This window comes from Thiolinea disciformis DSM 14473, assembly GCF_000371925.1.
GTDB classification, from domain to species: domain Bacteria; phylum Pseudomonadota; class Gammaproteobacteria; order Thiotrichales; family Thiotrichaceae; genus Thiolinea; species Thiolinea disciformis.
In genome coordinates, this window is the sequence record NZ_AQVE01000008.1 from 102740 (window position 1) to 125183 (window position 22444).

At 43.4% G+C, this 22444-nt stretch carries 20 protein-coding genes; 11 read left to right on the forward strand and 9 right to left on the reverse strand.

Annotated elements, in window-relative coordinates:
• Positions 1-7: 7 nt before the first annotated feature.
• Positions 8-475 (reverse strand): MarR family winged helix-turn-helix transcriptional regulator, encoded by a 468-nt coding sequence (locus tag A3IE_RS21990; RefSeq protein WP_157832854.1) that lies wholly within the window; start codon positions 473-475, stop codon positions 8-10.
• Positions 476-596: 121 nt separating this feature from the next.
• On the opposite strand from A3IE_RS21990, the gene A3IE_RS0108480 reads away from it, so the two are divergent.
• The 6 genes from A3IE_RS0108480 (at position 597) to A3IE_RS0108505 (ending at position 6917) form a co-directional block, all read left to right on the forward strand.
• The gene (locus A3IE_RS0108480; RefSeq protein ID WP_020395182.1) at positions 597-1562 is read left to right on the forward strand and encodes an MBL fold metallo-hydrolase; all 966 of its coding nucleotides are present in this window, start codon (positions 597-599) and stop codon (positions 1560-1562) included.
• 76 nt (positions 1563-1638) lie between these two features.
• Complete coding sequence (locus tag A3IE_RS0108485) at positions 1639-3273, forward strand: FAD-dependent oxidoreductase (protein ID WP_020395183.1); 1635 nt, start codon at positions 1639-1641, stop codon at positions 3271-3273.
• Positions 3270-3479, forward strand: a complete 210-nt coding sequence (locus A3IE_RS0108490; RefSeq protein ID WP_020395184.1) for a DUF2783 domain-containing protein — start codon at positions 3270-3272, stop codon at positions 3477-3479. The genes A3IE_RS0108485 and A3IE_RS0108490 overlap by 4 nt, the downstream gene beginning before the upstream one ends.
• A complete protein-coding gene (gene hppD / locus A3IE_RS0108495) occupies positions 3476-4567 on the forward strand; it encodes a 4-hydroxyphenylpyruvate dioxygenase (protein WP_020395185.1) in 1092 nt (363 codons plus the stop codon). Before A3IE_RS0108490 ends, hppD begins: the two co-directional genes overlap by 4 nt.
• Positions 4564-5853: a homogentisate 1,2-dioxygenase gene (gene hmgA, locus A3IE_RS0108500; RefSeq protein WP_020395186.1), complete on the forward strand. Its 1290-nt coding sequence runs from the start codon at positions 4564-4566 to the stop codon at positions 5851-5853. The genes hppD and hmgA overlap by 4 nt, the downstream gene beginning before the upstream one ends.
• 50 nt (positions 5854-5903) lie before the next feature.
• Positions 5904-6917 carry a fumarylacetoacetate hydrolase family protein gene (locus tag A3IE_RS0108505; protein WP_020395187.1) on the forward strand — a complete coding sequence of 338 codons (1014 nt, stop codon included), beginning with the start codon at positions 5904-5906 and terminating at the stop codon, positions 6915-6917.
• On the opposite strand, the gene A3IE_RS0108510 is transcribed toward A3IE_RS0108505, so the two are convergent.
• Positions 6914-7459 (reverse strand): cysteine hydrolase family protein, encoded by a 546-nt coding sequence (locus A3IE_RS0108510; RefSeq protein WP_020395188.1) that lies wholly within the window; start codon positions 7457-7459, stop codon positions 6914-6916. The genes A3IE_RS0108505 and A3IE_RS0108510 overlap by 4 nt on opposite strands.
• A gap of 231 nt (positions 7460-7690) precedes the next feature.
• On the opposite strand from A3IE_RS0108510, the gene A3IE_RS0108515 reads away from it, so the two are divergent.
• A complete protein-coding gene (locus A3IE_RS0108515) occupies positions 7691-8257 on the forward strand; it encodes a DUF4360 domain-containing protein (RefSeq protein ID WP_020395189.1) in 567 nt (188 codons plus the stop codon).
• Between the two features lie 85 nt (positions 8258-8342).
• Here A3IE_RS0108515 and A3IE_RS0108520 read toward each other — a convergent pair whose 3' ends face one another.
• The gene (locus tag A3IE_RS0108520; protein WP_020395190.1) at positions 8343-9062 is read right to left on the reverse strand and encodes an alanyl-tRNA editing protein; all 720 of its coding nucleotides are present in this window, start codon (positions 9060-9062) and stop codon (positions 8343-8345) included.
• A gap of 721 nt (positions 9063-9783) precedes the next feature.
• On the opposite strand from A3IE_RS0108520, the gene A3IE_RS0108535 reads away from it, so the two are divergent.
• Together A3IE_RS0108535 and A3IE_RS20240 are read left to right on the forward strand one after the other, a co-directional pair.
• Positions 9784-11685, forward strand: a complete 1902-nt coding sequence (locus A3IE_RS0108535) for an amylosucrase (protein WP_020395193.1) — start codon at positions 9784-9786, stop codon at positions 11683-11685.
• Between the two features lie 227 nt (positions 11686-11912).
• Complete coding sequence (locus tag A3IE_RS20240; RefSeq protein ID WP_020395194.1) at positions 11913-12698, forward strand: 4-hydroxy-tetrahydrodipicolinate reductase; 786 nt, start codon at positions 11913-11915, stop codon at positions 12696-12698.
• A gap of 109 nt (positions 12699-12807) precedes the next feature.
• Here the strand turns inward: A3IE_RS20240 and A3IE_RS21995 are convergent, their stop codons facing one another.
• On the reverse strand, positions 12808-13623 hold the full coding sequence (locus A3IE_RS21995; protein ID WP_051062495.1) for a DUF4424 family protein: 816 nt from the start codon (positions 13621-13623) through the stop codon (positions 12808-12810).
• A gap of 810 nt (positions 13624-14433) precedes the next feature.
• Here A3IE_RS21995 and A3IE_RS22000 point away from each other — a divergent pair.
• Positions 14434-14793: a lysozyme inhibitor LprI family protein gene (locus tag A3IE_RS22000; RefSeq protein WP_020395196.1), complete on the forward strand. Its 360-nt coding sequence runs from the start codon at positions 14434-14436 to the stop codon at positions 14791-14793.
• 45 nt (positions 14794-14838) lie between these two features.
• Here the strand turns inward: A3IE_RS22000 and A3IE_RS0108555 are convergent, their stop codons facing one another.
• Positions 14839-15453, reverse strand: coding sequence for a class I SAM-dependent methyltransferase (locus A3IE_RS0108555; protein WP_020395197.1), 615 nt, complete (start codon positions 15451-15453; stop codon positions 14839-14841).
• A gap of 255 nt (positions 15454-15708) precedes the next feature.
• Here A3IE_RS0108555 and A3IE_RS0108560 point away from each other — a divergent pair, with 255 nt between their 5' ends.
• Positions 15709-19698 (forward strand): nSTAND1 domain-containing NTPase, encoded by a 3990-nt coding sequence (locus A3IE_RS0108560; protein ID WP_020395198.1) that lies wholly within the window; start codon positions 15709-15711, stop codon positions 19696-19698.
• Between the two features lie 61 nt (positions 19699-19759).
• On the opposite strand, the gene A3IE_RS0108565 is transcribed toward A3IE_RS0108560, so the two are convergent.
• Genes A3IE_RS0108565 through A3IE_RS0108580 form a run of 4 tightly spaced genes read right to left on the reverse strand, consistent with a single transcriptional unit; the run spans position 19760 to position 22442 of the window.
• A complete protein-coding gene (locus A3IE_RS0108565; RefSeq protein WP_020395199.1) occupies positions 19760-20269 on the reverse strand; it encodes an O-acetyl-ADP-ribose deacetylase in 510 nt (169 codons plus the stop codon).
• Between the two features lie 12 nt (positions 20270-20281).
• Entirely contained in the window at positions 20282-20779 is a 498-nt protein-coding gene (locus A3IE_RS0108570; RefSeq protein WP_110721406.1) for a protein-tyrosine phosphatase family protein, read from the reverse strand.
• 2 nt (positions 20780-20781) lie between these two features.
• On the reverse strand, positions 20782-21693 hold the full coding sequence (locus A3IE_RS0108575; protein WP_020395201.1) for an alpha/beta fold hydrolase: 912 nt from the start codon (positions 21691-21693) through the stop codon (positions 20782-20784).
• Positions 21690-22442 (reverse strand): ATP-binding cassette domain-containing protein, encoded by a 753-nt coding sequence (locus A3IE_RS0108580; RefSeq protein ID WP_020395202.1) that lies wholly within the window; start codon positions 22440-22442, stop codon positions 21690-21692. Before A3IE_RS0108580 ends, A3IE_RS0108575 begins: the two co-directional genes overlap by 4 nt.
• Positions 22443-22444 lie beyond the last annotated feature (2 nt).

Sequence of the window (22444 nt, forward strand, 5' to 3'; positions counted from 1 at the left end):
AAACGGTTTATTCCGCTTTCGGTGGTTCCTCAGTAGAAGTGCAATGGGTGAGACACCATTGATTTAGTTGCTTTAATAGGTCTAATAACAACTGATTTTTTTTATTGGGTAGGACATGAGAAAAGTTCTGATTCCAGGCCAAGACTTGGGGTTCGATTTGTTGAAACAGTTGTTTGCCTTGTTCTGTCAGGCTGATATGCACTACACGTTTATCTTGGCTATTACTGGTGCGCACGACCAAGTGTTTGTTATCCATTAAAATTAAAGCACGTGTGACGCGTGCCTTATCCATATTAGTCAACCTACCTAATTCAGTCGGGGTACGATTATCGGATTGCTGAAGGTGGGCCAAAATCCTCCATTCGGGAGTAGTCAAATCAAAATCAGCATAGACTTTTGCCAAGGAGCGGCTAATAGAATCAGCTACCATAACTAATTGATAGGGCAAAAAATTGTCGAGTTCTAAGTTTTTCATAAGACTAATAAAAAATTGATTTAGCGCAGTGTAAAAAATTTTGCATTGTGCTTGCAATTGATTTTGATCGAAACTAAACTGGTTTCGATCAAAATTAGTTTGTGGCTTGGAGGAGTAAGACATGGAAAAGAAATTTGCGTCGGTAGCGGATCTGGAACAAAAACAGATTACCTTTGCACCCTTAGCCGACGGCGTATACGCCTATACAGCAGAAGGCGACCCTAATACGGGCATTATTATTGGTGATGATTCTGTAATGGTCATCGATACCCAAGCCACGCCTACGATGGCAGCCGATGTGATTCGTCGCATACGAGAAGTAACGGATCTGCCCATTAAACACGTCGTCCTTACCCATTATCACGCGGTACGTGTGCTGGGTGCATCGGCCTATCAGCCTGAGAATGTTTATGCCAGCCGCAACACCTATGACTTAATTGTGGAGCGTGGTCAACAAGACTTTGAATCAGAATTAGGGCGTTTCCCCCGTTTATTTGCGGATGTTTCTTCTGTCCCAGGTTTAACATGGCCCAATATCGTATTTGAACGTGAACTGACCGTATTCATGGGCAAGCGCGAAGTGAAAATTTTGCATGTTGGCAAAGGTCATACTAAAGGTGATACCGTAGTATGGTTGCCAAAGGAAAGAATTCTATTCTCTGGTGATCAGGTTGAATATGGTGCAACACCTTATACCGGTGACGCCTATCATGAAGAATGGCCCGCGACCTTAGATAAATTGGCTGCTATGAAACCTGAAAAATTAGTGCCAGGGCGTGGAGATGCTTTACAAACTGCTGAACAGTGTTTAGAAGCGATTGAAGGCACACGCAATTTCTTAAATCAAATGTATGGTAATGTGAAAAAATGCCGTGCCCAAGGCATGGATTTGGCTAGCACTTATGCTGACACCTATAAACTCCTTCAACCTCAATTTGGTCACTGGGTGATCTTTGAACATTGCTTACCGTTTGATATTACCCGCTGCTATGACGAAGCAGGCGAATACCAGCATCCACGCATTTGGACGGCGAAGCGTGATACGGAAATGTGGCATTCCTTGCAAGAAGTCGTTGCTAAGCACTAAACCCTAGTTTTATCGCATTGCCAAACCCTTTCTCAAACAGCGAGGAAGGGAAATCATACTTCTGGAGGAGAGGAGCATGGTTTCAACCTATCAAAATCCTGTGTATGCGTTTCGGCGCAGTCCTGATCAGGATGCAACTACACCTGTGCATCATCCCATTATTATTGTCGGCGGTGGCCCCACCGGTTTATACAGTGCCTTGGATTTTGCCAAGCAAGGCATTCCTACGGTGGTATTAGATGATGACAATACTGTGAGTTATGGTTCACGCGCCCTGTGTTTTTCCAAACGTACCCTAGAGATTCTGGATCGTGTTGATTGCGGTCAACCAGTGGTCGATAAGGGCGTGACATGGCAGTTGGGTAAAGTGTTTTTTCACGAACGCCAAGTGTATGAGTTCAATCTTCTGCCCGAAGATGGTCATGAGCGTCCCGCCTTTGTCAATATCCAGCAATACTACCCTGAAGAATACTTAGTGAATCGTATTCAACACGTGCCGGAAATTGATTTGCGCTGGCAAAGCAAGGTCACGCAAGTGCGTCGCCAAGGTGAAAAGGTCGAAGTCGTCGTCGAAACGCCCGCAGGCGCTTATCGCATGACCTGTGATTATGTGTTGATAGCCGATGGTGCAAACAGTCCCATCCGGGAAAGTTTAGGGCTGAAATCAGTTGGGCAAGTATTTAATGATACCTTCTTGATTGCTGATATTTTAATGAAGGCGGGTTTCCCCACCGAGCGTTGGTTCTGGTTTGATCCACCGTTTCACCCAGGGCAGTCGGTGTTATTGCATAAACAACCTGATGGCTGCTGGCGGATTGATTTTCAGTTGGGGGCAGGTGCGGATCGCAATGCATGGAAACAACCTGAAAAAGTACGTCCTCTAATTAAAGCTATGCTGGGTGAGGAGATTGAGTTTGAGTTTGAATGGCTCAGTGTGTATAGCTTCCGTTGTCGCCGTATGGAATCCTTTATTCACGAAGATCGTATTCTGTTTGTGGGGGATTCCGCCCATCAAGTGTCGCCCTTTGGTGCGCGTGGTGCGAATGGCGCATTGCAAGCGGCTGAGAACTTAGTCTGGAAATTAGTCCGTGTGTTAAAAGGGCAAGCGCCTGCCAGTTTATTGAAGACTTATGATCAAGAACGCAGTCAGGGCGCAGATGAGAATATTCTAAATTCCAGTCGTGCCACTGACTTTATTACCCCTAAAAATCGTATGACGCGTTTATTTCGCGATACGGTATTAGAGCTTGCCGAGCAATACCCCTTTGCCAGACCACTGGTGAATAGTGGACGTTTATCTGTGCCTTGTGTGTATGACGGTTCGAGTTTGAATACTGCTGATCGTGTGGAAGATGGCTTTACACCTAAGCAACGAGTGGGTTCGGTATGTAAAGATGCACCGATTACTATAAATGGTGAAAAAGCATGGTTGCTGCGCCAATTAGGCGATCAGTTTGTATTGCTCGTAGATGGGCGTAATGCCGATCAAACTGTTGTAAACCGTTTACGCCAAGAGCCTGATTTAAAAGTATTAGTGGTGGATCAGGACTTTGTTGATAGTGAGGGCAAAGTACGTGAGCGTTATGAGTTGCTGCCTAATAGCGCTTATTTAATGCGTCCTGATCAACACGTGGCGGCTCGTTGGCGGCAGTGGACAGTGGCGGATGTGCAGCAAGCCATGCAGCGTGCCTTGGGTAAGGAGTTAGTATGAGTGCATTAAATTTAAATTCAAATTTCACCAATGCCGATGCCTTTTATGCAGCTTTAGCGGATTTACACCGTGACGGCGATGAGGAAAAAAGTCAGCGTATTAATGCACGTCTAATTTTGTTACTGGCTAATCATATCGGTGATCAAACGGTACTGATGGAAGCGATGCACATTGCGGCGGATTTACCGCAGGAAGGGGTTTCATGAATACAACGCTGAGTAATCCAATGGGATTAAATGGTTTTGAATTTGTTGAGTTTGCTGCACCTGATCCGAATGTATTAATCCATGTATTTACCAGCTTGGGTTTCAAGCATGTCGCCCGACATCGTTCTAAACAGGTGGATTTGTATCGCCAAGGTGAAATCAATTTCATTATTAATCGTGAACCAGGTTTAGCCACTTGGTTTGCCGACGAACATGGTGCATCGGCTTGTGGCTTAGCTTTTCGGGTGGAAAATTCACACAAGGCTTATTACCGTGCTTTGGACTTGGGTGCGCAACCGATTGATATTCCCGCAGGGCCGATGGAATTGAAACTGCCCGCGATTAAGGGAATCGGCAATGCACCAATTTATCTGATTGACCGCTATCAAGAAGGATCGAGTATTTACGATATTGACTTTGAATATCTGCCTAATGTTGAACGTCATCCGGTAGGGTGTGGCTTAAAAGTGATTGATCACCTCACCCATAATGTGTATCGCGGACGTATGCAGTATTGGGCGGGCTTTTATGAGAAATACTTTAATTTCCGTGAGTTGCGTTACTTTGATATTAAGGGTGAGTATACAGGTTTGAGCTCTAAAGCTATGACCGCACCTGATGGCAAAATTCGGATTCCTTTGAATGAAGAAGCTTCCAGCGGTACAGGGCAGATTGAAGAGTTCCTAATGCAATTTAATGGGGAAGGGATTCAACACATTGCCTTGTTAACCGATGATATTTTCCAAACCATTGATCAGTTGCGTGCTCGGAGTGTGCCATTGATGACGGCACCACCTGCCACTTATTATCAAATGTTGGACGAACGTTTGCCGCAACATGGACAGCCTGTGAGTGAGTTACAGACACGTGGCATTTTACTTGATGGCGTCAGTCAAGCTAATCAGCCACCGCGTTTATTACTCCAAATTTTTACCCAAACCTTATTAGGTCCTGTATTTTTTGAAATTATTCAACGCAAGGGTGACGAAGGCTTTGGCGAGGGTAATTTCAAGGCTTTGTTTGAATCTATGGAGCGTGACCAAATTCAGCGTGGTGTATTGGAAGTTGCAGCAAAGGATAGTGTATGAGTGAATTACAATACTTAACTGGTTTCGGCAATGAGTTTGAATCGGAAGCCTTAATAGGTGCTTTGCCCAAAGGGCGTTTTAGTCCGCAGCGTGTGGCACATGGTTTATATGCCGAACAGTTTAATACCACGGCTTTTACTGCACCACGTGCCGATAATCGTCGTACATGGTTTTATCGGATACGTCCTTCGGTATTACAGGGTCGTTATCGTCCGATGGATAATGGTTTAACACGCAGTGCGCCGAATACTGAAATTGCCACGCCACCGGATATGCTGCGCTGGTCGCCGTTTGCGATACCTACGCAAGCTCAGGATTTTGTTACAGGCTTAACCACGATTGCCACCAATGGTAGTGTGGCAGGGCAGTCTGGCATTGCGATCCATCTGTATTTGGCGAATCAATCTATGCAGGATCGTTTCTACCTGAATGCGGATGGAGAAATGTTATTAGTGCCGCAGCAAGGCGCATTAAGACTGCATACCGAATGCGGTATTTTGGAGGTGAAAGCTGGTGAGATTGCAGTAATCCCGCGCGGCATGAAATGGCGGGTGGTGTTATTGGATAATACGGCACGCGGTTATGTCTGTGAAAACTACGGTCATCCCTTGGTTTTACCTGAGCGTGGTCCTGTGGGTGCGAATGGTTATGCCAATGATCGTGATTTCCAAACCCCTGTGGCTGCCTTTGAAGATAGAGAAGGATCATTTGAATTAGTTACCAAGTTTATGGGGCAAAACTATGCTTGTGAGTTAAAGCATTCGCCCTTGGATGTGGTGGCATGGACGGGTAATTCTGTGCCTTATAAATACGATCTAACTCGTTTCAATGTGATGAATACGGTCAGTTATGATCATCCGGACCCCTCAATTTTTACGGTATTAACTTCACCATCAGGGCAGGTGGGCGTGGCTAATGCCGATTTCGTGATTTTCCCACCGCGCTGGATGGTGGCGGAAGAGACTTTCCGTCCGCCTTGGTATCACCGTAATTTCATGAGCGAATTCATGGGGTTAATTTATGGCATCTATGATGCCAAGGAAAAGGGTTTTGAAGCGGGTGGTGCAAGCTTACACAATAGTTTTTCCCCACACGGTCCTGAGGCAGCGGTATTTGAAAAGGCCAGTCACGCCGAACTCAAACCACAACGTTATGAAAACACGTTGGCCTTTATGTTTGAGTCGCGTTATGTGATTCAACCGACGCGTTTTGCGCTAGAAGCACCTGAATTACAGAATGACTATATTGAATGTTGGTCAGGTTTAAATAAGCATTTTAAAGGGTGAGGCACATTCAACGTGCTTAACATACTCATAGATTGAAAGAGAATGGAATTATGAAATTAGCCTCATTAAACAAAGGTCGTGATGGTGAGTTAATCCTCGTATCACACGATCTGAAAAAGGCCGTGAAAGTCACAGCCATAGCCCCGACCTTACAAGCCGCCTTAGACGATTGGCAACACATCGCGCCACGTTTACAAGAACGTTACGATGCCTTAAATGCAGGCACAGCCGAGGGTACATTTGATTTTAACCCAGCCGATTGTGCTTCACCCTTGCCGCGTGCCTACCAATGGGCAGATGGTAGTGCTTATGTCAATCATGTGGAGTTAGTGCGTAAGGCGCGTAATGCCGAAATGCCCGAAAGTTTTTGGCATGACCCACTTATGTATCAAGGCGGTTCAGACAGTTTTATTCCACCCCATGCGGATATTCCGCTAGGCAGTGAAGAATGGGGCATTGATTTTGAAGCCGAAGTTGCCGTGATTACCGATGATGTGCCGATGGGGGCTAACCCTGAACAATGTGCTCAACAGATTCGTTTGATTCTATTAGTCAATGATGTGTCCCTACGCGGTCTGATTCCGAATGAATTAGCCAAGGGTTTTGGCTTTTTTCAATCTAAACCTTCTAGCAGTTTTTCACCTGTGGCGGTCACGCCTGATGAATTAGGTAATGCATGGCAAGCGGGGCGGGTGCATTTGCCCTTATTGGTGGAGTACAACCAGCAACTGTTTGGTAAGGCAAATGCGGGGGAGGATATGACTTTTAATTTCCCGCAATTAGTTGCACATGCTGCCAAAACGCGTCCACTGGGTGCAGGTGCAATTATTGGTTCGGGTACGGTGTCTAATAAACAAGAGACGGCTCATGGTTCAGCGATTGCGGATGGGGGTGTGGGGTATAGCTGTATTGCGGAAGTGCGCATGATTGAAACTATTAATACGGGCAAGCCGCAAACGCCTTTTATGAAATTTGGTGATCGTGTGCGTATCGAAATGAAGGATGCGCAGGGGCAGAGTATTTTTGGTGCGATTGATCAGCGGGTGGTTAAATATAACGCCTAAGTATTGAGTAAATCGTGGGTGCTCGTAATCGTTGCATATTCGCCATCCAAATTCGCTAATGACATAGCATGTACTTCTTCTGCGCCACGTGCTACGCCATGATAATCAGCTTTAGCGAAAGTGAAAGTGGCATCGCTCACTACTTGGGTAGCGAATCCTAAATTGCCTGCACTGCGGGCAGTGGCTTCCACTGAATTATTAGTACTGACCCCCACGATCACAAGTTCACGAATACCGCGCACATGCAGCCAACGTTCCAAACCGGATTGAATAAAAGCGTCCGGTACATTTTTCTCAAAGACCGCTTCTTGGGCTAAAGGTAGAAAGGCTGTTTGAAATGCACAACCTTGTTGTCCAGCGGCAAATAAGGAGTTTAGTGAGCGTGAAATATGGCGAACATGAACAATAGGGCGTTTAGTGTGCCGCCAATGCGCGAGTAGCTTCGTGATATGGGTTTCAGCCTCAGGGTTATTCTGTTCACCTGCTTGCGGCCAAGCCATGCACACTTGCATATCGATAATGAGTAAGGTTTTAGTGTTCATAAATGATTCTAGCACAACTCGACCAAGCTCATCCCTCAAATAAGTGAGTGGTTTTTTCCGTGTGCTCCTTGAACTAGGGGATAGGCGCTTAGCGTGAATTAAGGAATACTGAACTCACGTTAGTAGTTGAGCTAAGACAAACGAAAAAGCTCCTTACGCTGGCATGAGGTCACATAAGACCTTTAAACACATTAGTCTGAGAATCCCAATTTAACTCAAAGGATGGAAGTTATGAACACATTACGTACCTGGTTAGCTGCTACTACTTTAGCGACTATTGCTGCTACTTCAGTACAGGCTGCTCCCAATTTAAATACAGTCTTTTTCAAAGACCCTGCGATTGCAGGCAGTGGTTGCAAAGCGGGTACTGTGGATTATGCCATTACTCCAGATGGTCAAACCTTAAGTATTCTGTTTGATTCTTACAGTGCTGCGCCGGGTAATAAGACCTGTAATATTGCGGTGCCAGTGCATGTTCCAAATGGTTTTCAAGTCTCTTTAATGACCGCTGATTATCGTGGTTTTGTACAAGGCTCAGCAGAATTACGTCGCTCTTACTTTTTTGCAGGCGAAACAGGTCCAAGTTTGTCAACACCGATGAGTAGTAATGCTGGTAAAGAATATACGCAACGCGATAGCTTGATTACTTCAAGTAATAGTTATGCTAAGTGTGGTGAAGATGTGAATTTGCGTGTTAATAGCCGGATTATGACTAAGACTAATAAAAGCTCTATTAGCGTAGATTCACTGGATTTGCAAAATGGTATCATCTTTAAATTACAATACAAACCTTGCTAAACTTCAGATAAGGTTCTGAAAATTCATGCCATTAAAGGCTGCCGCCTAGGTGGCCTTTTTAGTTTGGCCAGTGCGCTAATAAGGTTTAGTTCAATAAAGCAATCCTCACTCGCCGATTAATTTTTCCTTTGTTTTCAATTTTCGTTATGGCGACTCGACCAATTTCGCCAGTGCGGCGTACATGGGTGCCGCCACAAGGTTGTAAGTCAGCATCTTGAATATGGATTAAGCGTATTTTTCCTGAGCCACGCGGTGGTTGCACGGACATGGTTTTGACTAAACTAGGATTAGCATCCAACTCCTCATCACTAATCCAGCGCTCACTGAGTGGTAAATCTTTATCAATTAATGCTTGTAGTTGTTGCGTGATGGTTTCTTTATTGAGATTCGCATCAGGAATATCAAAGTCTGAACGGCCTTCGCCAAGGCTAATAGAACCACCGGTCACGGGATAAGGTAAGACCACAGACAGCAAATGTAAGGCTGTATGAATCCGCATATGGCTATAACGTGTCTGCCAGTCCAAAACTAATTCAACTGACTCGCCCACGGTGGGTAATGGATTGGCTTCGGCTGGAATGTGGGCAATACAGGTATGTGCAGCATCATCCCAGACTGTGGTAGTAATAGGGATCACGCGACCATCGGCTAAGCATAATTGACCCTTATCACCCGGTTGGCCGCCGCCGGTAGGATAAAAAAGCGTACGATCTAAGATAATGCCACCACGCTCATTAATAGCAAGTACCTTAGCACTGGCGCGAGTTTGATAAGCATCATGGCGAAATAACAGTTCAGTAGTCATGGTCTGTCCTACAAAATGATTGATTCAAATTAAACATGTGGTGCAATAATCACTAAAAATACGCCAATGATTGATAAAGCTACTGATCTTTTGCGCGTCAAAAGTTTAATGCGCCCAGGTTTCATGACACCGATTGAGCCTAAGATCATCAAGGAAATGGCAAGCATAATAAGCAAGTTATTTAAAAGGGGCATAAGCGTCGTCGTTCTGCTATTGGAGTTTAGGAAGGGTGCTCACTTTACTAAAAAATGACAAAAATCTATAGCCTTAAGTCTGAGAGACCATTTTACTAAACCCTTGGCTGGCTTAATGAAACAGGTTTGGATTCATGAATAAGCGTTGGCGCTGTATTTTTCGGGGGTAGACAATCGAGTTGGAGGCAGTAGTCCCGATCTTGTAAAGATTTATAATGACTACGCTCCCAACAATAGCAGTAGTTGATGTTTAAGTTAAAGTTGTATCCTTTCAATCAATTGTATAATGAGCAGCATGATGACTACATCTAGTGATTCCGGTTTTGCCGAGCGTGTCCGTGCCAGTTTCGCACGTCAGAACGCCATGACTTTAATTCAGGCGAGTTTGACTGTGGTCGAGTAGGGGCACACGAAAATTTGTTTGCCAGATTAAGTCGGAAAAATAGCCGCTAAGCGTTGTGTAGACAGCAATTGCTCCCACTCCTGCCCCATGTTTTAATGCTCATCCAACCACAGGGAGAGGCATTATGCTTAATGAACAACAACAAACCCAATTATTAGTCCGTTTTGCGCGTGAACAGCTTGCACCAGAGCTCAGTAGTTCTGATTGGCTGGCGTTTGAACAACGTTTAATTCGGTATTTACCTGCGCTTACTAATGAGTTGAGTCGTGTCTATGGTGAACGCGATGACTTTCTTCTCTTCCTCGAAACCTTACTGAAATCGGCTTATCAAGCATGGCAAGCGCGCTCCCCCACGCTAAAGAATCAGGACATGGCGCATGAGCATAACCCCGATTGGTTTAGCTCGGAAAAGATGGTGGGTGGCGTGTGTTATGTGGATTTATTTGCAGGCACTTTGCAGGGCATCCTTGCCAAGATTCCGTATTTTCAAGAGTTAGGCTTGACTTATTTACACCTCATGCCCTTGTTTAAATGTCCTGAAGGGCAAAGTGATGGTGGTTATGCGGTGAGTAGTTATCGGGAGGTGAATCCTGCCCTCGGTACCATTGAGGATTTGCGGGCAGTGGCGCAAGCGCTAAAAGCAGCGGGCATTACTTTAGTGGTCGATTTTATTTTTAATCACACTTCCCATGAGCACATCTGGGCTAAGGAAGCGGTGAAGGGCAATCCCAATTATCAGGATTTTTATTATTTCTTCCCCGATCGCCACATGCCTGACGCTTATGATCAAACCGTGCGTGAAATTTTTCCAGATCAACATCCGGGGGCGTTTTCACAACTTCCCGATGGGCGTTGGGTGTGGACGACCTTCAATAGTTTTCAGTGGGATTTGAATTATAGCAATCCTGCTACCTTCACAGCGATGGCTGAGGAAATGCTATTTATTGCTAATCTTGGTGTGGATATTTTGCGCATGGATGCAGTGGCTTTTATCTGGAAGAAGCTTGGCACTGATTGCGAAAACTTGACCCAAGCTCATGCTTTAATTCGTGCGTTTAATGCCGTTGCGCGTATTGCTGCACCGAGTTTATTATTCAAATCCGAAGCAATTGTTCACCCTGACAAAGTCGTTCAATACATCGCCCCGAATGAGTGCCAGCTTTCTTACAACCCCCTGCAAATGGCACTTTTATGGAATTCCTTGGCTACCCGCGAAGTTAATCTTCTCCAGCAAGCCTTAGAGCGTCGCCATAACTTGCCTGCACATACGGCATGGGTGAATTATGTACGTTGTCATGATGACATTGGCTGGACGTTTGCTGATGAAGATGCGGCGGAATTTGGCATTAATGGTTTTTTCCATCGCCAATTTTTGAATCAATTTTATGTAAATCGTTTTGCCGGTAGTTTCGCACGTGGCGTACCTTTTCAGGATAATCCGGTGACGGGCGATTGCCGCATTAGTGGTATGTGTGCCTCGTTGGTTGGCTTAGAACAACATGACCCATTAGCGATTGATCGCATCATACTTTTGCATAGTGTGGCCTTAAGTTCGGGGGGGCTTCCACTGATTTATTTAGGGGATGAAGTTGGCACTTTAAATGATTATAGTTTTAGCGATGATCCAGATAAAGCCACTGACTCCCGTTGGGTGCATCGCCCGCACGCTGATAAAGTGCGTTATGAACAACGTCATGATCTGTCGAGCGATGCAGGGCAAGTCTTTAATCGTTTATTACACTTAATCCAGATTCGTAAAAACACCCCAGCCTTGGGTGGTACACAGTTAGTGTCGTTCAATGCGCGCAATCCTCACGTGTTGGGTTATTGGCGTGGCGATAAAGATCGCATATTGGTATTGGCGAATTTTAGTGAAAACCATGTTTTTGTTAGCGCCCTGACTTTATCGACTCTACCTGAACAGCTAATCGATTTGATTAGCTCTCAATCTGTGTCTTTAGCATCGGGTGTAAAACTTAAACCCTACCAAGTGCTATGGCTGAGTGTGCCAGCGATTCAACGTTAAACTAGCCAATAGGGTGTGTGAAGTAGCTCTGTAGCGTTATTTTTGTATAATGTTAAGCTATTCGTGAAGTAACTCTAAACTATTTATATTAATTTCAATGGGTTACTTTGTTTTTAACCAGCTGGTCATAAGGGTAACCCAGCCTTGTGGCTTAGCCATTACACTGGCTTTACCATGTGACTCAAGCTTTGTTTGAGTCAGTGCGTGCAGCAAGTAGGAGTAATAAAATGCGTATAGGACTGATCGGATTCGGTAAAACTGGGCGTGCTGTCGCCTCCATTTTACTAGAATCGCCAAACACTAAGCTGCAATGGGTGGTACGCCGTTCGAACATGCTAGAGCATCGTTCAGTGCCAGAGTTTTTAGGAATAGAGTCAGACTTACCGTGTTTGCTCTATTCCAAACAAGAACTGAGCGCAGAAGAGCTGTTAGATCGTTATCCGGTCGATGTAATTGTAGATTTTTCCTCACCTTCAGGTATTGACTACTATGGTCATGCTGCTGCAAAACGGCATATTACTATAGTAAGTGCGGTTTCTCAGTACCCTGATCTCCAACTCGTTAAGCTGAAACGGCTATCTAAACGTACCGTAGTGATGCATAGTCCCAATATTACTTTGGGGATTAACTTCTTGATTCTTAGTGCAAAAGTTCTGAAAAATATTGCGCCTTTTACGGATATTGCCATTACAGAGCAGCATTTTAAAACCAAACCACAGGTATCAGGGACGGCAAAAGTGATAGCACGCGAGTTAGACATTCCGGAGGATGAAATCAATACCGTGAGAGCCGGTGGGATTATTGGTGTCCATGAGATTTTATTCGGATTTCCTTATCAAACCGTGCGTCTTAAGCATGAGTCTATTGCGCGCGAAGCTTTTGGGAACGGAGTTCTGTTTGCCGTACAAAATTTATATGGGAAGCCCAAAGGGTTTTATACGATGGAAAGCCTGCTGAAACCCTATTTTAATATGGATGTTTTTGAAGAAGGTTATTTAGCAGAAACGGTTTAAACTTCAAAAAGCATTTTCTCGGTACAGTACCGAGAAAATGCATCTATTCTATCAGTGCATAGCAGTTTATATATTGAAAGTTTGGAAATAATATCTGCAAGAGAATTATTTATTCGCCTATTTTATAAGGTATGCCAAAGTAAATAATATTTAGGTCATTTTTAGGGATGAAATTTATTTTCTCCATCACAAAAGTCTTGTCATCAATTTTTTTAACCTCTGATCCACAAAAGCTAAGCTTTTCATTGCTGTCAGATTTTTTGATCGTTAATTTAAATTTTCCAATTGCTCCTTTCCAATTAGCTCCCGTTTTCAAAATATAGGTAATAGTTGAAGTAGGAATATCATATTTCGCTTTTAGCTGATTATTAATCCAAGCTTTTGTGCTTTTGTCGATGCAATAAATACCGCTTTCTTCACCTTGCAATCCATAGCCTACTCCGCCGCCAACCCCAGGTGTATATTCGTGATTGACTAAAATGACTTTTTTAGCTGGAAAAGTTTGCATCCAATAGTGGGTAATTTTGTGTACATAAGCTTGTGCATCTTGGTCAAAACGCTTTTTATCTTCGCTTTGAAACACTTGTTTTTTGCCATCTACTACCACCGAAAATTTCAGGATGTTTTTATCTTTTCGCAGGTCTGCTTCGGTGTAATCCGGAAAGGCCGAATTATCAGCATCAAGTACTATTTCTGGTAAGGGGAAGGCAACACGAGTAGTAATAGGCTTGTCGCTAGTGTTGTAGAATTTGTAGGCAATACGTATCTTATCCTTGCTGATGAATAAATCCTCTTCCTGCATCACAATGTGATCAGACTTCGTGAATACTAGGCCACCCACACCAAACGCAGCAGTAGAGTCATTCGCAGAGACGTTAGCTAAAGTAGTAATCGCTAGTAGGCTAGTCAGATAGAGTAAACGCATGATTTTTTCTCGTAACTGGAATGATACCAAAGATACCATTTGTAGACCATGCTTCGGAAGTTAGATGCACTATTTTTTGAAGTTTAACGGTATTAGATCATTCATGAATAATAGACCGCTTTCATAAGTCAAAAATTAATCAAATCTAGCTTATGCAAAGAACCCCGCTATAGCTTAGTCAGGAAATTTATTTGACTATCTATTTTACAGTTAAATTGCTTAAAAATTGATTTGTGAAAGAGGTCTAATTAAATTTCTATTATTTATCTAGGTTTTGTTAATATTTAGCATAAGCAACTGATTATTCTGGTATATAAAAACCGAGAGAGAATAAAAATTATTTATTTTATAATTAATTTTTTAAATGCCTGCGGGATCTATTGATTTTTTTATTCTTAATTAATTTCTACTATTCCGAATATGAATAAAAATCCTAATCTCAGAAGTCGTTATAGTTTGGTTTTGACGCAATGTTTAATTAAAAATACGACTAAAGTGGTATGTTTTGTTACTTTAGTAAACTTGCTATGAGGTTTAAAAAATATAAACTAGTATCTTGCAAGAATTAAATTTTTAATAGGTGTATTTGAATAATTTCAAGAGATCTCCTGCGAAAGTCAAAAATTGAGCAATGTCTTTTTTCTGTTAAAGTTTATCCTATATAGAATTTTTGTATAAACATGGTTAAAAATTGTCCTACAAGACTGTTTAAAAAAATGACTTTCGTAGGAGGTTTAATAAATTTATTTATCCGTTATTTTTTAACAACAATTCGTTAATTTTTAGTTTTTTTAAAAAGAGATTTAAATTATGAGATATATTATTCCAAGTGCTGTCTTGTTATTTGCTTTAAGTCAGTCAACTCAAGCAGGTACAGTGGTGGATTGTCATGAGGTGGATACCATGGAAACTGATATGGTCGAGGTTTGTGTCAAGCAAACGAATCGTGACCTAAATGATAATTACGATGCCTTAAAAAAACTTCAAAAGGACTCACCTGAGAAACTAAAGCTACTGAAGGAGATGCAATTAGCTTGGATTAAAATGCGAGATGCTCAGTGTGAGTATGAAATGCGTAATACAGGCAGCAATGCCGCTCTAGTAGGCCTGGTGTGTGAGGTTAAATTAACCCAACAACGCGCAGATGATCTTGAAAAAATGGCGCAGTAAATAACTTATTTTGCCCAGTTAGTGGCTGATTCTAATCGTGTTAACCTATTCGACACGACAATAACAATATAGAAACTCTTGCGTCATGCCACTCGGGGTCTGATGATTTACTGTCAAGCTATCCAATAAACGAAAACTTTGTCCAAATGCGCTATGCAGTCCTTGACTGTCATAGCGCATTACCTCCAAGCCACTGCATTGTTTAGGTCCGTGTATGCCAAATGTCGCCATAATTACGTGTCCATCGGGTTTAACCGCTTTGAGAACTTGTTGAACATAGCGTTCACGTTGTGAATTTTCAGTCAGAAAGTGAAAGACCGCGCGGTCATGCCAAACATCATAATAGTGTGGTGCAAAATCTAGTGCTAACACATCGCCCACTAACCACTGGATAGTGGGGGCATCAACACCTAATCGCCTTTGTGTAATAGCGAGGGCTTGGCTGGAAATATCTAGCATACTTAGGTTGTGATAGCCTGCTGCTAATAAATCATCAGGGAGCGTGGATGCGCCGGTTCCCACATCTAACACGCTAGCGTGTCGGTGAGGGGCTAAGTACTGAATTAATTGTAGGGACACTTCGAGATGCTGCGCATACCAACTGACTTGTGCGGAGTTTTTGGTTTGATAGACCGATTCCCAATGCTGCTGTGGATTCATGGCGCTTTACCTTGCTAGTTATTTATCATGAGCTATTCTATATCAAAGCTAGATGATTGAAATACAAAACTAAAGTAGTTTTATAGTGATTATTTTATAGGTGTTTAGACGAATTTATATAAGTGCTTTGGTTTATAATATTGAAGTAAAAATCATTATTTTTTTAGTTTTAAAGCATTTTCTTGAGATCAATGGAACGAAATATACTAGGCTTGCTCTAATAATAATCAAATTTTTCACAAGGAATTGCTTAGAATGCTCAAAAACGCTGTAGCTGCAACGAATCCTTATCCAGGTTTGCGTCCTTATCAATCCACTGAGCAAACGACATTTTATGGACGGGATGCCGACACACAAGCACTGCTTGAAAAAATCTTAGCCAATCGCTTGACCTTATTATTCGCGGCGACAGGGGTAGGAAAAAGCTCTTTATTACAAGCCGCTATTTTGCCAAAACTTAGCTCAGATCAAGGGCTCAAGCTAGATGTGGTTTATTATAATGATTGGATAGCACCACCCATACAAGGCTTGCAGGCAGCGATTCGCCAAGCACTCCTTGCACGTTATGGCACGATACCTGAGACAAACGCTGCCAATCTTGAAGCTTTCTTTCAGGCTATTAAATCTTATACTACCACGCCCTTAGTACTCATTTTAGATCAGTTCGAAGAGTTTTTTCGCTATCGTTTTATTCATCACGCGGCTGATTTTCAAACGTTTATTGATCAGTTAAGCGCCGTTATTTTATCTGATGAGTTAAATGTTTCTTTAGTGTTTTCGATGCGCGAAGATTTTGCCTTAGAGCTAAATGCGTTTAAGCCACATTTGCCGAATCCTTTATTCAGTCATTATTATCGTTTAGAAAAGTTAGGAGTAGAAGCTGCTCGTCAGGCGATTACTGAGCCTTTAATTCAAGCCAACTATCACTATGAACCGGAATTGTTGGAGCGATTGCTAAGTGATTTATTAAGTCGGGATTTGACCCGTGATGCGTCGAGTCTTGCTAAAGGTACGCAAGCGGATAGTGTTGAACCACCATATTTACAAATTGTTTGTTCGCAATTATGGGAGCTGGATAAAAATGATCCAGAAAAGACGCTACGTTTAGTGACTTATAACCAAGCAGGTGGTGCTAAAGGTTTATTAGAAAACTATGTTAATTATGTGATGAAAGGATTTTCTGATCGTGAGAAACAAGTGACCTCAAAAGCCTTTGATCATTTAATTAGTCGGCGTGGGACTAAAATGGCCCATACGCCAGAAGACTTGGCAGAGTTAGTAAATCTCAAACCTGCTGAGCTGGCTAATGTCATGGATAAGCTAGAAAAGGCACGTATTTTGCGCCGCCAGCAACGCGATAAACAGGTTTGGTATGAGCTTTATCATGATATGTTCTCAGGCGGGATTGAGCATTGGAACACCGCTTGGAAAAATCATATGCGTTTGCGCCGCAGTGTGATTGGAACGGTCGCCTCACTAGCTGCTTTGGCAGTTATTTATTTTAGCGTCGTGGCGTATTTGCAAGCCACTAGCAAACATCTACGCTTAGGCAATGACAATACCGATCGCGTGGAAATCTATACAGGGACTAGCAAATTCCCAGATCCCTTTGGGCAACAGCATTATTTTAGTGAAACTAATTTTGAACGCGGCAATTTAGAATTAGATAAGCGTTACGCTAAACGTGATATTCTTGATTACCCACTCGTAGTGCGTGAACTGATTAGTAGTCACCCTATTGATAAACGAATACAGCTTTATACCCAACACGGCGAATTTTGCTTGTATTCTGATTTATTTAGCCAATTATTATTAAAGCCAGCGCCAGGATGTAATAAACCGCAGCAAGTCTCCAGAAGCCCAGTAAGCAAAAAAGATAGCAAATTGAGAGCCTCAAATAATGATCTGATGCTAAACAGTTTTCTATTCAATTTTCCTAACTCACTCAAAACAGCTTGGGGTTTAGAGCAAGCGAAAGCCTTAGCCGAGACCCAACCAGACCTTATACCTAGCGAAACCATACAAAGTATTCCTTTAACAGCGCCGATACGTGCCGATAAAAATGAGTTGCTACGGCACATAGTGATGCAAAGTGGATATATCGAGTATACGCCTGAGCAAATAGCAGTGGTATTAGAGTGGTTGCTGGAGCCAACGAAATTTGAACTTGGCAATCAAGCTGCTACCCCTGTGGATACCGTGAGAGTTTTATTGGATCGAGGCGATATCTTATTACCGCTCTTACAAATCATGCAGGTTATGAATGTACAGCCGCGTTTATTGCAGGCTTTAGCGGCCGATAATGCACAGCAACGCGAGGTAGCCGCTATACTGGCGGGTCTAACCAGAGATCCAGTATTTATTGAGCCACTGACTAGATTAGTAGCGGATAAATCGAACAGTATTAAAACCGCTGCCTTGCAAAGTCTGTTTTTAATACAGCCCGAACCAACCATTATCCTAGCCACTAAGTTGCTGAATGATCGTACCCAGCCAGCCGATTTACGTAATAGCCTCATACAATACTTAGCAGGAACTTATTCCCTCAACGCTTCCTCAGCTTTGTTATCACGTTTCCAAGACCCCAATGAACGCGAGGAAATCAGGATGTTTTCTGCGAGAGCTTTGGGGTATTTGGGGGATACCAGTGTGTTGCCGATGTTACACACCGCTTTAACTGATCCTAATGAGCGTAGTGAGGTCAGATCTGGGGCTATTGACGGGATTAAGCTGATAGGTGACAAGACAAGTACTGGTCTTTTATTAGAAAGACTGAAGGATCCTGACGAGCGTTTAGATATTCGTATCTATTGCGCTGGGGCTTTAGGAGCGTTAGCTGCAACTGAGGCGTCCCCTACTTTATTGGCCTTAATAGCAGATCCTAAGGTAGATGATAATTTAAAAATTGAGGCTATCTCTGCTTTAGCTTATTCAGACGATGCCACGGTGCCTGCCCGGCTGTTCGTTATTTTGAAAGCGCTACCCGCACAGAGTAAGTTACTGTTAGGTTTGGTCTCGACGTTAGAGTCATTTAATGCGCCACAAATTACAGAGTTGCTAAAAGCCAATGGCTTGGGCAGCAATACCTTCATTTATACTGATCAAGAGCGTTTGCAAGACCAGGTGCAGGCATTTATTAATAATAAAACCAAGCATTATCAGCCTATTAGTACCACAAACTTCATGGACTCTACTCAGCAGAGTTTTACGCTAAATGCTAAATTGGGGTTTTATAGTAATGATCTATCCGGTTCATATGAGCAAAGGCAAGGGATAAGAAAGGCGCTGAAAATGAAAGATGCCAGTAAAAATCTTGCCTTAGCCCAGTTAGCCGCAGATGAGACCAATACTGTAAAGCTTCGTCTGGAGGCATTAAAGAATATCAGCGCTAGCCCCGCTAGCCCAGAACTGATGCAGTTGTTACAAAAACTGAGTAAGGATTCGAAACGTCTCATTCGCTTTGAAACAATCAATGCCCTACTCAAAGTGGCTGAGGGCAAGGATTTGCTGCCTTGGTTAGCTAATAGCAATATGCCTATAGAAACGTTAGAGCAAGGTTTGGAACGCTTAGCGACGACCAGCTCTCATGCCGATGCGGTCAATGGCCTCTTAACGTTTGCTAAAGATGATAAGAGTCCGTTACAAGTCAAAGCTTATCAGCTTTTGGGGGATGTAAAAGCTGTTGAAGTGTTGCCTTTAGTGGAGGCGAATCTGGCAAGTTTAGAAAAAGAGTACCAAACATGGCGTGCGGTACGAGATGCTCAACCCAAAGACACCGTAGATGATGCGGTCTATCAAGCATGGCAGGAAAAATTAGTGGCTAGTGAACCTGCTCATGCGCGGCTTGCCAGTCATTACGCTTATGTGTTGGCACAGTTGGATTTTGAAAAAGGTCAAGCATTATTAGCCCATGATTTAGCGGATGTTCGATCTGGAGCCGTGCTTGCCTTTAATCAATCGGCTAGTGTAACGGACTTGCAAACTTTGGCTAAGATCAGAGCTGAAAAGCCGAATGAGCCTTTATTTCAAGCCTCCAGTTACTTAGCGATTGACATGGCTTTGGCACGCTTAGAAAAAACTACAGACCCTCTAACGCTCCAAGCTTTGCAACAATGGCAAAGCCAGCTCAAACAGCCTAATGACTCTATCAGTCAGCGCCTAGATTGGACGGTGGCTATGATTAAACATAATCAAACACTGGATCAGGAGTTTGAGCAGAAATACCAACTGAAGCGCGCAGAGTAGGGTTCTTAATGCTTTTTGAAAGCCTGTTGATTAAACAGGCTTTTGAAAGGAATAGTACTAATTAACGGATTAAAAGTTTTTGGTAAATCTGTAAGTCATGCTCAGAAAAGCAGCAAAACACCACACGCTCAAGATTTGGACAATTAGGCAATGTTTGTTTAACCGTTCGAAGCGCAATGTTAGCTGCTAATTGAATGGGATAGCCAAAAATACCTGTGCTAATGCAAGGAAAGGCGATCCTCTCTAAATCATATTCTTGCGCAATTTCTAAAGAACGCTTGTAACAAGAGGCAAGTAGTGCAGGTTCGTTATATTGCCCATTGCGCCATACAGGGCCAACGGTATGAATCACAAAGCGCGCTGGTAAGTTATAGCCCTTGGTGATTTTGGCATTACCAGTTTCACAACCACCCAGCAAGCGACATTCATGAAATAGCTCTTTTCCTGCTGCACGATGAATTGCCCCATCTACACCGCCACCGCCTAGTAGTGAGGAATTAGCAGCATTCACGATCGCATCGACTTGTAATTTAGTAATATCACCTTGAATGGCTTCAATTTCTTGCGTCATGAAAACACCTTATTATTTTAAATAATTGGGTAAGTTTAAGAGCCACGCCTCTTGTTCATCGGTATCAGGTACTTTTACGCCTCGTGCTTCACTGATTAGTTGTAAGGCTTGTGGTGGTTTAATACCACTAGCGACTAATACAGCGCCTGCGATTATACCGGTTCGACCAATACCAGCGCGGCAATGAATCACCACATGTTCACCCTCATCAATTCTTTGCCATAACTGTTTAGCTAATTCAAGCGCTTTGGGTGTTGAGGGCAAGCCGCGATCAGGAATAGGGAAGTGGATATAAGTAAGATCGTAATTAGCACAGTAAACAGGCTGTTGCCTTAAACCTAATTCGTACTGTTCTTGGGACTCTAATAAGCTAACTACAGTGGTGATGTTTAACTGTTGCAAACCTTGTATGTACTCTTCTAAATGTTCTTCACCTAAAGGTCTAGCCATGAGCGAGAGCTTACCTTTAATAGCGAAACTTAATGTATATAGGGTTGGTCGTATCACCATTTTTAGCGCTTAAGTTGGAGATAAAATTGTTTTGCTAATTGCCGTAAGCCTTGTTGCAGATTGTTTTCATAAATTCCATGCCCTGCATCGACCACCAGTAATTGATAACTTTTGAGGTAGCCTCGCAATAATTCTGCACCCTCCAATCTACACACTTGATCATGCCTGCCATGTACTGCCAATACCGGAATATCACCAAGCTTATCCAAACCATTCAACACCCCATTTGATGGTAAGAAAAAGCGTTGTGCGGCGTAGTGGGCATAAATTCGAATGCGTGCAATACGCGGGAGCCAAGTGTGTGGATCAGGATTAAAACTAGGGGTACTTGTTTGCATGATTGCTGCTTCCCAAGTGTCCCACGCTAAAGTAGCTTGATAAGCGCTTTTTGGCTCTGTCCGTAGGTGTTCCAATAAGACGCTGGCAGGGTCAGTGTGGTAGTAAATTTGTAAGGAGGCTAAGAGGGCTTGATAAGCCGCCGGAAATTGTTTACTCACCCCATCCGGCAAGGCGAACCAGTTCCAATCTTCGCGCCGCGCTAGAAACACGCCGCGTAATAGCACGCCTAAAGTACGCTCAGGAAAACGCTTGGCATATTCTAAAGCCAAAACACATCCCCACGAGCCCCCATAAATAGCCCAGCGCTTAATGTGTAAATGTTCGCGCAAGCGCTCCATATCTGCGACTAAATCAGTTGTCGTATTTGCTTCAATCGACCCTGAGGGTGTTGATTGCCCACAACCACGTTGATCCAGTTGGATAATCCGAAAACCTTCTGGATACAGTAGATTGGCTTGGGCAGGATTGCAGCCAGAGCCAGGGCCACCGTGCATAAATAGTAGGGGAATACCTTGTGGATTGCCGAATTCAGCGAAGTAAAGCGTATGGCCGTGATCAACTGGCAGAGTGCTCATAAACGGGCGACTTTGGTTTCCATGCCGCGCGTTTCGCCGGAGAGTTTGAAGAAAGCATCTAATAAACTGGTGGTGGCGGTTTGAGTAATTAATTGCGCAGGTGTGTCTTGTGCGAGCAGTTTACCTTTGTGTAATACCAAGACTTGTTTTGCCCCTTCGGCTTCATCGATCAAGTGGGTTGCCCACAACACACACAAATTTTGCTGATCACAGAGTTGATGTACATAGGCCAAGAGGGTAGCGCGTGAAGCGGGGTCGAGGCCGACTGTGGCTTCATCCATTAATAATAGCTTCGGTTCGGTCATTAAGGCGCGTGCGAGTTCGACTTTGCGCCGATTCCCGCCACTTAAGGTACGACTGGGTTTGCTTGCAACTTCAGTTAATTCAAGTTGCGCTAACACAGCCTCGCTACGGTTTTTAATCGTGGTTTTATTCATGCCGTGCAATTTGCCGTGGAAGTCTAAATTGGTTTGCACGCTTAAGTCTAAATCAAGCGCAGGCTGCTGAAATACTACGCCCATTTGTGCTAGGGCAGCGGGTAAATCTTTTTTGATGGCTAGGCCATTAAGCACAATTTCGCCTTGGTCGGGCGCGAATAAACCGGTCAATAATTGGAATAGGGTACTTTTACCTGCGCCATTAGGGCCTAGTAGCGCATAAAAGCCGGTATCTAGCTTGAAGCTTACTTGCTGTAAAGCTTGCACCGAGCCATAGGATTTACTCACTGATTCTACGCTAAGCGTTGCCATGT

Coding starts and splice junctions, on each gene's coding strand:
- A3IE_RS0108480 (WP_020395182.1), top strand. CDS start 597: ATGGAAAAGAAATTTGCGTCGGTAGCGGATCTGGAACAAAAACAGATT.
- A3IE_RS0108515 (WP_020395189.1), top strand. CDS start 7,691: ATGAACACATTACGTACCTGGTTAGCTGCTACTACTTTAGCGACTATT.
- A3IE_RS0108570 (WP_110721406.1), bottom strand. CDS start 20,779: ATGGTGATACGACCAACCCTATATACATTAAGTTTCGCTATTAAAGGT.
- A3IE_RS0108580 (WP_020395202.1), bottom strand. CDS start 22,442: ATGGCAACGCTTAGCGTAGAATCAGTGAGTAAATCCTATGGCTCGGTG.
- hppD (WP_020395185.1), top strand. CDS start 3,476: ATGAATACAACGCTGAGTAATCCAATGGGATTAAATGGTTTTGAATTT.
- A3IE_RS21990 (WP_157832854.1), bottom strand. CDS start 475: ATGAAAAACTTAGAACTCGACAATTTTTTGCCCTATCAATTAGTTATG.
- A3IE_RS20240 (WP_020395194.1), top strand. CDS start 11,913: ATGCGTATAGGACTGATCGGATTCGGTAAAACTGGGCGTGCTGTCGCC.
- A3IE_RS0108510 (WP_020395188.1), bottom strand. CDS start 7,459: ATGAACACTAAAACCTTACTCATTATCGATATGCAAGTGTGCATGGCT.
- hmgA (WP_020395186.1), top strand. CDS start 4,564: ATGAGTGAATTACAATACTTAACTGGTTTCGGCAATGAGTTTGAATCG.
- A3IE_RS0108490 (WP_020395184.1), top strand. CDS start 3,270: ATGAGTGCATTAAATTTAAATTCAAATTTCACCAATGCCGATGCCTTT.
- A3IE_RS0108520 (WP_020395190.1), bottom strand. CDS start 9,062: ATGACTACTGAACTGTTATTTCGCCATGATGCTTATCAAACTCGCGCC.
- A3IE_RS21995 (WP_051062495.1), bottom strand. CDS start 13,623: ATGCGTTTACTCTATCTGACTAGCCTACTAGCGATTACTACTTTAGCT.
- A3IE_RS0108535 (WP_020395193.1), top strand. CDS start 9,784: ATGCTTAATGAACAACAACAAACCCAATTATTAGTCCGTTTTGCGCGT.
- A3IE_RS0108565 (WP_020395199.1), bottom strand. CDS start 20,269: ATGACGCAAGAAATTGAAGCCATTCAAGGTGATATTACTAAATTACAA.
- A3IE_RS0108575 (WP_020395201.1), bottom strand. CDS start 21,693: ATGAGCACTCTGCCAGTTGATCACGGCCATACGCTTTACTTCGCTGAA.
- A3IE_RS0108505 (WP_020395187.1), top strand. CDS start 5,904: ATGAAATTAGCCTCATTAAACAAAGGTCGTGATGGTGAGTTAATCCTC.
- A3IE_RS0108555 (WP_020395197.1), bottom strand. CDS start 15,453: ATGAATCCACAGCAGCATTGGGAATCGGTCTATCAAACCAAAAACTCC.
- A3IE_RS22000 (WP_020395196.1), top strand. CDS start 14,434: ATGAGATATATTATTCCAAGTGCTGTCTTGTTATTTGCTTTAAGTCAG.
- A3IE_RS0108485 (WP_020395183.1), top strand. CDS start 1,639: ATGGTTTCAACCTATCAAAATCCTGTGTATGCGTTTCGGCGCAGTCCT.
- A3IE_RS0108560 (WP_020395198.1), top strand. CDS start 15,709: ATGCTCAAAAACGCTGTAGCTGCAACGAATCCTTATCCAGGTTTGCGT.